Annotated in this window: 3 protein-coding genes; 2 read left to right on the top strand and 1 reads right to left on the bottom strand. The window is 39.9% G+C overall.

Annotated features, from left to right (window positions below):
- Nucleotides 1-54: 54 nt before the first annotated feature.
- On the bottom strand, nt 55-678 hold the full coding sequence (locus tag M0D58_RS07940) for a response regulator transcription factor (protein ID WP_248394789.1): 624 nt from the start codon (nt 676-678) through the stop codon (nt 55-57).
- A 660-nt stretch (nt 679-1,338) separates the two neighbouring features.
- Here M0D58_RS07940 and M0D58_RS07935 point away from each other — a divergent pair.
- Complete coding sequence (locus M0D58_RS07935) at nt 1,339-1,965, top strand: hypothetical protein (RefSeq protein ID WP_248394787.1); 627 nt, start codon at nt 1,339-1,341, stop codon at nt 1,963-1,965.
- Nucleotides 1,966-2,064: 99 nt separating this feature from the next.
- Nucleotides 2,065-12,393, top strand: a complete 10,329-nt coding sequence (locus M0D58_RS07930; RefSeq protein WP_248394785.1) for a beta strand repeat-containing protein — start codon at nt 2,065-2,067, stop codon at nt 12,391-12,393.
- Nucleotides 12,394-12,443 lie beyond the last annotated feature (50 nt).

Below are 12,443 nucleotides of genomic sequence, written 5' to 3'. Positions count from 1 at the left end.
AAACAATTACTTAAGACCATTTAAAATTAGGTTGTAATCATTTTCAGCATTTCATTACGATGAGTATTTTCTGTTTATTTCTAAAATATCAATAAGATTGTTGGTTCCCAGTTTTTGAAAAATCCTTCTTTTATAGGTACTTATTGTGGCAACATGAATCTTCAGCTCATTGGCAATTTCCAGATTACCATATCCTTTAATTAATAAATTATACACCGTTTTCTCTCTCTCAGAAAGATTTTCCAGTGGATTGCTTTTGCTGGAAACTGAGTGATGAATCAGTGCATCCATAATTTCTTTTGAATAATATTTACCTGTATTTAAAATCTCTAAAACTGCCCGAGCAATTTCGTCTTCGTAAGAAAGTTTGTTCAGATAGCCATCTGCACCTTCCAGAATAAAGGGGACCACCTCAGCAGTATTGTGTGTTGAAAAAATAAGAATTTTTATATTTGGAAACTTGCATTTAATTTCGGCAATTATCTTTTTTTGGTTTCCTTGTAAACCAGGATCCAGAATGAGAAGCGCATAATCATTTTTATCAGCTAACTTTTCGAAAACCTCATCATAATTTAGAGCATATTCAAGGTCGATATTTTTTAAATATTTTTTAAGGATCATTTTAATGCCTGTCATCACGACGAAATAATCATCGGCAATAAGTATTTTTTTATTCATATCATTTGTATTTATAAGGCTGATGTGTTTTTTATAAGCTTTTTTTTATTTGTGTTTTGTTTAGGATGTTTATATATCTATGCCATCCTGTGCGTTAATTGTTTTGGTTTAAATATAAAAAATATTATTTATTTAATCATAATAGATCTCTATTTAAAGTAGTACTCATAACAATATCGTTTCCGATGCTCTTTTTTTAATACCATATATAAAGGCCTAATGGTGATGTATGTTTTGTAATTTAAATATTACAAATATATCATTATTTTATTACGCTAAAATGGATTGTTAATCAATATGTTGAACGTAAATTTGTAGAAGTAAAACAAACGTGATTATTAGAGTTATTTTCTACAAATGAAATTCTTGGATTGCTATCCGAATTCATAAGTCTAAAAAATAAAATTAGAGAAAATTGATCTAAGTTGTTTTGTAATTAATAAAGAAGGACATAAAGATTATAAATTTTTTTAAAAAAGGGATTTGCCGGTTTGAAAAATGTTATAACTGTGCAAAATATCCCAATATTAGAGATATTATAAATAAGTCTAACAAATGTGATAAAAATGTTTTTCCGATGGAAAAGCATGAAAGATAAAACACAAACGCTGAATTTTATAAGTTATGGATAACCATAGCCGAAGCAATTCATAAAGCAATATGATGAAAATAAAACTATTTGTTCCCAAAGCAGTAGCTTTCCGACATTACGGAAAGCTGCTTTTGGCATGTTATATTTTTGTCGTTTGTTTTTTTAAATCACAATCTTTTTCTGAAAGCAATGCTGTACACATTTCAGGTGGAGCTTCAGTATTTTATTTGGAAACTAAAAGCGAAACAGCTTCAGAATACAATGCACAGCTAGAGATAAGCAATAATGGTTCGTCAAATCAGCCGCTTAACAAACTAGAAGACTCTTTTAAAAATAGCAAAAAGGGGAAGTTGAAATTGAAAGTCTCTTTTGGAAAAAGAAAAAAAAGACTCAATCAAGACCTTAGGGATAAAAAGAGCAATATGTATGCGTATCCGCATATGTCCGGTTCAAAAGGCAAATATGCTGAAGGTGCTTTGGGAAATTATTTCTGGATGGGTACCTTAAATGACAGCCAATGGTTCAGGTTTATACTGGCATTGTGTGTTATTTGTTTTTGTGCTGCTCTTCTGTTTGTTGCGAAGGTATTGTTTTCTTTTTTTTACAGTAGTTTCTCTTTAAACAAAATTTCCATATTATTTTGTAGCCGTCCTCCTCCTTTTATAGTTATTAAAAATGAACACAAATTCTTGTGACATTTTGGGGATCTTAATGTCCGCAGATTCATAATTCATATGAGCTATGGATTTCCCGTAAAATTTCGCAAGGTTTTTTTAACTATTAAAAAATTTCGTATGAAAATATTTATTAATTATGAGCCGCCTCAAAAAGGTGCGGTTCTGATAAAAGCGTTCCTGTCCAGGGCGGTAGCTTTAGTGCTGCTGCTCACGGTAAGCTTTATATATGCGCAAAGTCCCGGTGGGGTTACCGGAGCAAGATTGTGGTATAGAGCTGATGCAGGAATCACACAATCGGGAGGATTTATAACACAATGGAATAATCAGGCTAATCCTGGGAATTATAACCTTGTACAGAATGGTGCTGCAGGTACAATACCTTCATATAATTCCACAAGTAACCTGATCAACTTTAATCCTTCTGCACGTTTCGATGGATCGAATGACAGGTTATCTGTTAGTGTGCCACTTTCAGAAGTAGCCTCAGGAAGCAATCCTTATGCTTCTTCTCATTATATTGTTTATAGAGGTCTATCCACCACTAGTGGTGCTTTGTATTCTAGTGCAATAAATGCTCCTTCAACGTGGAATATAGCTGCAGTGACGGCTGGACAAATGTATATAACAAATAGAAGCATACCAACTTCAGCAGTGGCTGTAAATGAGACAAGACTTCAGGAGTTTGATGGAGCTTCTAATGGTGCCACTTCATATTTAAATGGATCACTAATTTCATCTGCTATATCTGCAGTAACTGTAGGAACTTCTGGAGGAAGTCCCTTTTTTTCTGTAGGAGTAGATCCAGGAGGTAGTGCTTATTCTAACGCTGATATAGCGGAAGTGATTGTTTTTAATACTGCACAACCTGCTAATAGGCAACGGATTGAAAGTTATTTAGGCTTAAAATACGGTATTACATTGGGATCACCCGCGAGTGTAGTCAATTATACTGCATCTGATGGAACTACAATCTTTTGGACAGGAAATGCTACCTACCAAAATAATATCGCCGGTATTGGTAGAGATGATGATTCCGGACTTTCTCAGAAGCAGTCTCAATCATCAAACAGCGGAATACAACCCATTATTGGAAATGTAAATATCACCGCTACCAATCTTTCAAACCCTAACAGCTTAAACATAGACAAGAGCTTTATGATGTGGGGATCAGATACGGGCAACACCAGCTTTACAACGGCTTTTGCTTTTGGCGGATTGAATAACCGTATGGCAAGGATATGGAGAGTACAGGAAACCGGTACGGTGGGAACAGTAAAAGTTGCCCTGAAAGTAAGTGATCTGCCAGGCAGTGTTACCAATCCAACCTTACTGATAAGTTCAGATGCCGTATTTGATGGCACTGATACCAGACAAACCATGGTTCTGGAAACGATTGGCGGGGTACAGTATTACACTACTACGTTAGATCTTACTTCCGGGCAGTTTTTCAGCTTTGCTGGATTTGTTACAGCTCCGGGTGGGGTATTGGGATCGTCCTTATGGCTTAAGGCAGATTCCGGGACAAGTACTGTTACCAATGGTAGCTCTGTTTCACAATGGAATGATCAAAGCCCTAACTTGAATAACTTTGTTCAGAGTACAGTGAGTAGCCAGCCTCTTTTTGCAACAAACAATACGGATAATTTAAACTATAATCCGGTAGTTAAAATTGGGGGGGCTTACAGGCTCAACTCTTCACTCAATTTATCCGCGAGGGATATTATATCAGTCAGTTATCCTGTAGGAGGTGATGGTATTGGTGGGGTAACAACCACTATTACATGTAATTCAGGCTATATAAATAGACTGGAGCTTGCAGGAACTACCAGTTATTCCGGAGGGAATACGGCTAATTCTTATATACAAGCCACATCTCCATCATTTGTTGTATCTGGTAAGCCAGTTATTTCTCATACCGCTTTAACCGGCACTGCCGGTACTGGGAAATGGTTCATGAATGGTCTTTCTCTAGCTACTTCAGATTTAAATAATACTCCTGTGCCATTTAACAGGCTCATTAGTATAGGAGGATATGTTTGTAACAATAGTGCAAGTCAAAATCTTCCTGAGGTTATCGCATATAATACAAACCTTACAATCAGTGAGCGTTTAAGGATAAATTCATATTTGGCGATTAAATATGGGATCACATTAGATCAAAGTACTGCTCAGAATTATCTTGCATCGGATGGATCCACTATTTTTTGGGATGCAACGGCTAATAGTACTTATAAAAATAATATTGCCGGTATCGGTAGAGATGACGCTTCTGCGTTGTCACAAAAACAGTCTCAATCCATAAACAGCGGTATTGAGCCGGTAATTGGTAACGGAAATATTTTCGATACTAATGCTAATAATACCAACAGCTTCAGCACGGATAAAAGCTTCCTGGTTTGGGGTTCAGATACAGGCAGTACCAATTTTGCAACGGCTTTTGCTTTTGGCGGGTTGAATAACCGTATGGCAAGGATATGGAGAGTACAGGAAACCGGAACGGTGGGAACAGTAAAAGTTGCCCTGAAAGCAAGTGATTTACTAAGGAATATAACTAATCCTACCTTACTCGTAAGTTCAGATGCCGTATTTGATGGCACTGATATCAGACAGGCCATGGCTTTGGAAACGATTGGCGGCGTACAGTATTACACCACTACGGTAGATCTTACTTCCGGGCAGTTTTTCAGCTTTGCGGCTTTTGTTACAGCGCCGGGTGGGGTCGTAGGAGCATCATTATGGCTAAAAGCCGATGTAAATACTGACACAACAGTTAATAATGCTACAATCGCGAGCTGGGCAAATGTTATAAATAATGATACTTACGATGCTTCTGTTTCTCCAAAATATTTGGCGTCAGGAGTAAATTTTAATCCATCTATTTCATTTGATGGTTCTAACTGGATAAGATATGATGGTGTATCAGAGTGGGGACTTGCTGGAACTAATAATTTCAATGTTTATACAATGTTTAAACCTAGTGTATCATCAATTAATCATACACTTATTGCAAGCAATACTTTAAATAACACTTTTCAATATGTTTTAACCGATACCAATAATCTTCAAAGAATAGCAAGACAGAATACGTCATTTGTATATTCTGGAAGTCAAGGACCGGGAACGTTACCAGGAGTATTTCAGATTAAACGTAATGGATCCACTTTTTCAGCATCTTTTAACGGTATTGCTGACTTGTCATCTACATCAAGTTACAGCTTTCCAACAGATACGAATACATTAATAGGTACAAGACCTGGTGGTAGTCAGTACCTGAATGGGTATTTATCTGAAATTATTGTATATGCGCCAAACTCACATACTGCTCTTGAAGAACAGCGCATTCAATCATATTTAGGAATTAAATATGGAGTAACACTTGGTTCTAATTCCAGCCCTGTAAATTACTTAGCTTCAGATGGTACTACAATTGCTTGGAATGCAACAACGAATACAGGTTACAATAACAACATCGCTGGTATCGGTAGAGATGACGCTTCTGCATTATCACAAAAGCAGTCCCAATCTGTAAACAGCGGCATTCAGCCGGTGATCGGTAATAACAATATTTTCGATACCAATGCCAATAATCCAAACAGTTTTGGGACAGATAAAACGTTTATGATGTGGGGGTCCGATACAGGAACGGAATCATTTGCAACATCTTTTGCATTTGGCAACTCCAACTTTAGAATGACACGCATATGGAAAGTACAGGAAACCGGAACAGTAGGAACTGTTAAAGTAGCTATCCCGGCATCTCAGCTGCCTGTATCTATTGCACAACCGACATTATTGAGAAGTACGGATGCTGTATTTGATGGAACAGATACAAGTATTTCAATGAACCTGGAAACCATTAGCGGTGTGCAGTACTATACAGCGACTATAGATTTTGCTTCAGGACAGTATTTTACCTTTGCTGCATTTTTAACAGCTCCGGGTGGTGTGTCAGGAGCTAGTGTATGGCTAAAAGCTGACATGGGCGTAACTGCTGCCATTAATACTGATAGTGGAGTTTGGGATGATAGTAGTGGAAATAATAATGATGCATTATCATCTTCAGTGTCAGGAAGAAATCCAAGCTTGAATTCAACATCTAATTTATTGAACTTTAATCCTAACCTTTCCTTTAGTGGTAATGCGGAATTAAGAATCAATAAAAATATTAATCCACCAGCGGTAGGAACTATTGATTTTTTCACTGTTACTAAAGGTTCGGGAGGAATTCTTGGTAATGATAATGGTTTTACAGACAGATTTATAGATGCATTTACGGTATCTTCTGGCCAAAATGATGGTGGAGGTAATCCTATAAATTCAAGCTCTTTTGTAGGTGTTAATACCTCATTGCCTGAAATAAGATTTGTAGGATGGAGAGCTACTTCAAATAGTGCGACAACTTCTTTTCAAAGTTTAAACTCAGGAAGTGTCGTATCTTTTACAGAAGCCAATTCTGATGGAGGATATGGTTTCTTCGATATCGGAGATACCGGTGACTTTAGCCCTCTTAATGGAAATATTGGAGAGGTTATTGCGTATGATGATCCTATATCTACTCAGGATCGCCTTCGGGTACACTCTTATTTAGCAATAAAGTATGGAATAACATTAAATCAATCTACTGCCACAAATTATGTAAGCTCTTCTAACAATATAATTTGGGACGCATCTGCAAACAGTACTTATAATAAAAACATAGCAGGTATAGGAAGGGATGGCGCTTCCGCATTGATGCAAAAACAATCCCAGTCAGCAAATACAGGAAATCAGATTATTATGGGGCTAGCATCAATTGCAGCTACCAATACGGCAAATACGGGAAGCTTTGCAGTAGATAACCAGTTCCTGGTTTGGGGGGATAATGATCAGAGCAGCAGTTCTGCATTTACGGGTATTCCTGGTTATAACAGCCGTTTGAACAGGGTATGGAAAGTTCAGAATACCAATAGCCTTAACCAAAATGTGCAGGTATTGGTACCTCTTACTTTGGTACCGGCTACAAGCAGCCTTCTTGCGGGTACGGATGCTACTTTTGCAGGAAGCTACCAGGTGTATAATCCTACAGGTACGGTTACGGTTAATTCCGTAAGCTACAGGGCTTTCACTTTGCCTGCTGTAATGGTAAACCAGCCTTCATTCTATATGACATTTGCTTTCTATGAGCAGTCTCCGGGTGGGGTAAGAAGCGAAGCATTATGGCTTCGTGGTGATGCAGGCCTTGCCGGTGTTACCAGCTGGCTGGATCAGAGTGGAAACAACAGAAACCTGCGTTGGGATATTACCAATTGCCAGGGCCATACCTCAAGGGGACAAATGGTTCTTGGAAAAACACTCAATTTCAACAGTGTGGCAAGTTTTAGCGACGCAGATTGGACGTGGGGCTTTACCCAAACGGATATTTCACGTACAACGACACCAAATGCAGATGTTGCTATAGTATATAAAGCTGTTTCACCTTCTGTACAGGATGTATGGAGTACAGATTGGGGTGGTGCTTTGGACGAACGTGCGCTGACAACCACACAGGTTTCCAATGATAATACCGCTATTGCTTATAGCGGAGGAAACTCAGGTTTCGCGACCATTAATGTGGCCTCATTTAAAAATACAACAGCCAACGGATCCAATGTACTGATCAACGGAAACAATATCCTTAACTTCACAGGAAATACAAAATACGTTGGATGTTCTCAGATTACTATCGGAGACGTATGGGGAGCTCAGAATCCGTTCAAGGGACTTATCGGAGAATTCGTGGTATACAGAAGTAATATCACGGCAATAGAGCGTATTCAGCTGAACAGTTACCTTGCATTAAAATACGGTATCACATTAGGCCGAAATAATAATGGTAATGCTACTTCAGGAGAAGTTGTATCAGGTGTGGTCCTTGAAGGGGACTATCTTGCAAGTGACGGGATCACCCGTACCTGGAATTCTGATGCGGTGTACCAGAACAACATAGTAGGTCTTGGAAGAGATGATATTTCCGCTTTCCATCAGCGTATTACCACGAGCCAGTCGGCTTCGGCGGATATTATCACGCTGAGTACGGACGCCAACTTTACGAATAATAACCAAAGCGGCGGAAGTGGCCACACGGATATTGCTAATGACAAATCTTTCTTTATCACGGGCAATAATAATGCGGCAACATCATATACATTGAAATCAGGATTAAGCAATGGAATGAATGCTCTTATGAAACGCGTGTGGAAGACACAAAATACCGGTACTTCATTTGATGTATACATAAAATCTTCAAATGCCAAAGCTTCTTATTTAGTGTATAGCGCAGATGCTACGTTTTCTTCAGGAGTTACGTATGTGCTGCTTACGGCAGGTGCTACACCGGGAATTCAGATCCCGAATGGAAATTATTTTACATTCGCAGCATTCCTGGAAGCTCCAGGAGGAGTTTTTGATGAATCGTTATGGTTGAAAGCTGATGCAGGAACTTCCAGTACCACAAATGGAACGGGTCTTTCTCAATGGGATGACCAGAGTGATGTGGGTAATAATGCAACACAGTCGAATGCAGGTAATCGTCCGGTATACAGTAACTTGGCTTCATCGATGATGAATTATAATCCGGTTGTAAGCTTTAACGGTTCAAATTATTTGGCATTGAAAAGACAGCTGCTTCCTATAGGGACAACTGGCAGAACTGAATTTGCAGTCTATGCTGCTAATTCGGGCTATCTTCTATCTTATGGTGCTAACGCGAATAGTGCATCGTATTATGGACTTGTTGGAAGACCATTAGGGTTAGACTCTGGTCAGTCTAATTTTCAAAGCGGTGGAGGGACTAGTGATTCTAATCCTTTAATGATAAGTCATTTATTTGCAGGATCGGGTGGAGCAAGCGCTTTTTACCGATTTGGACGTGCCTTTAATAGTGCTAACAGAAACTTAAATACATCATCTTCTGGTATAGCTGCAGTTGGAGCAAACGTTTGGAATGGTGGTTACAATACATTATTTAATGGTCGTATGCCTGAACTTATTGTTTATCCTAAAGCATTAAATGGTACGCAACGTTCTCAGGTAGATTCCTATCTGGCGATCAAATATGGTTTAACACTGGATCAGACAACACCTCAGAACTATCTTGCTTCAGATGGAGTTACAGTTGTCTGGACAGCTGCTTCGGGATACAACAATAATATCATAGGTCTGGCTAAAGACAGAACGGCTACCTTGCATCAGCGTATCAGTACCTCACAGATGCCGGTAAAAGATATTATTACCTTAAGCACGGATAATAACTTTACCAATCCTAACCAGAGTGGTGCAGGTGGTCATACGGATATTGTCAATGACAGATATTTCTTTATGACCGGAAACAACGGACAGGCAGCTGTTTTCACCCAAAAGACAGGGCTTGCCAATAATTTACGTGTTGTGATGAGCCGTGTATGGAGAGTTCAGCAGACGGGAACGGCACAGAACATTTATATTAACGTGAATAATAGCAGGGCTACGTACCTTATCTACAGTACGGATCCTTCTTTCTCATCGGGTATTACTTATGTGCCGCTTACATCAGGAACAACATCTGCATTGCAGATTCCTACTGGAAATTACTTTACTTTTGCAGCTCCTGCAACGGGTCCTGGCGGAGTTACGGATAATCTGGTGAGATGGTACCGTGCAGACCGCGATGTAACTACGGGAAGCACATTGAGATGGGCAGACCAGATGCAAAATTCAGATGCTGTACAGAGTGTTGCCGGCAATCAGCCGACATACAATACTACAGGTTCAGCACTGCTGAATTTTAACTCCTCATTCACATTTAATTCTGCTAATGCGAATTATCTTTCATTTAGTGATACAGGAATGGCGTCCGGTAGTACATCAAGATCTGTTTTTGGTGTAGGAAGGACTTCTGTAACAGGTGGTACTTTCGAATGGATCAGTAGCTATGGAACAAGTGGTAGTGGTCAGAACTTTGGATTGATGAGATCCGGAAACAATGTATTGGTAACTACGTTTGGAAGTGATCTTTTAGCTTCAACCTCTAATCCATATGCATCAAATACACCTGTTCTTTCTTATGGTGCCGCTTCTGGAGGTACTTTATTTGGTACATTTAATGCGCGACCGCTTACTAGCATCGGCGGTTCAGTGAGTACTTCATTGAATGTCGGAAGAATAGGAACCAGACAATCTCTCGGAGAATACTGGAACGGTATTATTAGTGAAGTAGTGTATTACAATAAAATTCCTACTACCAATGAGAAACAAAGGGTTGATTCCTACATGGGACTGAAATATGGAGTAAGTTTAGGAACTTCTTCCAACCTGTTTACTTATTTGGCATCAGACAGTACACCATTCTGGACAGGAGATGCTACATACCAGAACAATATAGCAGCGATCGGAAGGGATGATTTCAGTGATCTGCAACAGAAGCAGAGTCAGAGCGTGAACAGTGGTAATCAGGTAATTCTTGGTCTTGATACGATCACAGGAAGCAATGATACCAATACAGGAAGCTTTGATAATGATCTTCAGTTCCTGGCATGGGGAGATAATAATACCGCAGGTACTACGCCATTTACAGCTGTTTATCCGAACAGGAATAGGCTGAGCCGTGTATGGAAAGCACAGAATACGGGAAGCTTCGGCAAAGATGTACAGGTACTGATCCCGGCATCTTTGATCGGAAATCTTGATGTTCCATCGCTTCTGTACAGTACGAGTGCTACGTTTGCATCAGGTAATCTTACTTATGCAAGCACAGGTACGGTAAATGTGAATTCTGTAAACTATTACAGCTTTACACTTCCTGCTTCACAGGTCAATACACCGGTATTTTACTTTACCATAGCGTATTATACAAAAGCTCCTGGAGGGGTGGAAGGTGAAAATCTATGGCTTCGTGCGGATGATGGTGTTTCGGCAACAACAGACAACACACCGGTATCACAATGGAATGACCAGAGTGGCAGCCATGGAACGCAGGCTACAGGCAGCAAGCAACCTGTTTACCGTAATGATATTTCTGTGAATATGAACTTCAACCCAGTGATGAACTTCAGCAGCGCATCATCTCAGAACTTCGATATCACAGGAGATTTGGCAATCGGTGGACAGCAGTCGGTAGCAACTTTTGCCGTGGCGGATGCATCCGCAGGGGCTCGCTACTTCTTGGAACCGAAAGCAACGGGCAATAACCTTCTTCAGTTCCGTTCTACAACTCAGGGTAACTCTACATTAACACTAAGCAACGGAACTTCTGTAACCAATACATTAGCAGGAACCGGAGCTTCAGTATTGTACTCAGGATGGCGTGCTACAGGAACCCTCTTTGCAGGAGTAAACGGCAATGCAGGAACTTCAGTGGCTAGTGCTACCAACTGGGTTAATGGCCCTCTTTCATTAGGAGCGGCTTACAACCAGACAGCATTCACCAATGGTAAAATACCTGAAGTGGTAGAATACTCAAAAAGCCTTACTGCTATTGAGAGACAGCGCGTAAACAGTTATCTTTCATTAAAGTATGGTATCACGATGGATCAGTCCACCATCCAGGATTACCTGGCATCTGATGGTACAATAAGCTGGGCGAAAGATGCTGTGTATAAGTTCAACATCGCAGGTATCGGAAGAGATGATATCACAGCACTGAATCAGAAACAGAGCCAAAGTGTAAATACGGGAAGCCAGGTTGCAGTTTCCTTAGGAGAGGCTGCAGCAACTAATAGTGCTAATATTAATACGTTTAATACAGATATGCAGTATCTGGTATGGGGTGATGACAATGGTTCATTAAGTACAACCACAACAACGGGTAATGTATTAGCATCTAATGGAAATACCTATACCAAGCGTATGACCAGAGTATGGAGGATGCAGAACAAAGGCAGTTTTGCTCAGGATGTCACCGTATATTTCCCTGCTTCTGCATTCCCATCGGCTAGTGCAGCAGGACTGATTTATGCTACGACAGCAGCTAAGCTGAGTGATGGTACTGCAACAGTAATTCCGGCTATAGGTACAGCTACCGTAAACGGAACGGATTACTATGCCTTCCCGGTGTCTGCTGCTAGTTTAGCAGGTTTAAGCTATATGTCATTTACTACCGCTACAGCGGTATGTTATAAACCGGCAGTTACAGCAGGTACGGCACTTAACACCAAAGCAGGTATCACCTCACTTGCGAGAGCCGGTTCTGCTGGTGATAACTGGCCGATGGTAAGGAATGGCGGCTGGCTGGCACTGGAAGCCAAGACGAAAGGAATGGTAATCAACAGGGTAAGGTTTAATGCTTCTAATCAACCTGTTGCAGACGATGGAACGACCCTTATCCTTACCTCTCCGATAGAAGGAATGCTGGTAATGGATGTTACGAACAGGATCTTTAAGATCTATACAAGTAAAGATGGCGGGGCTACCTATGCATGGTATGCATTCGGTGAACAATCCTGTCCTGATTAATAAATGATTTGTCAGCTCTTCTTCATAATTTGCATTATGGAAAGGGCTGG

The organism is Chryseobacterium nepalense, assembly GCF_023195755.1.
Classification (GTDB): Bacteria; Bacteroidota; Bacteroidia; order Flavobacteriales; family Weeksellaceae; genus Chryseobacterium; species Chryseobacterium nepalense.
This window is presented reverse-complemented; position numbering and strand designations above follow the sequence as displayed.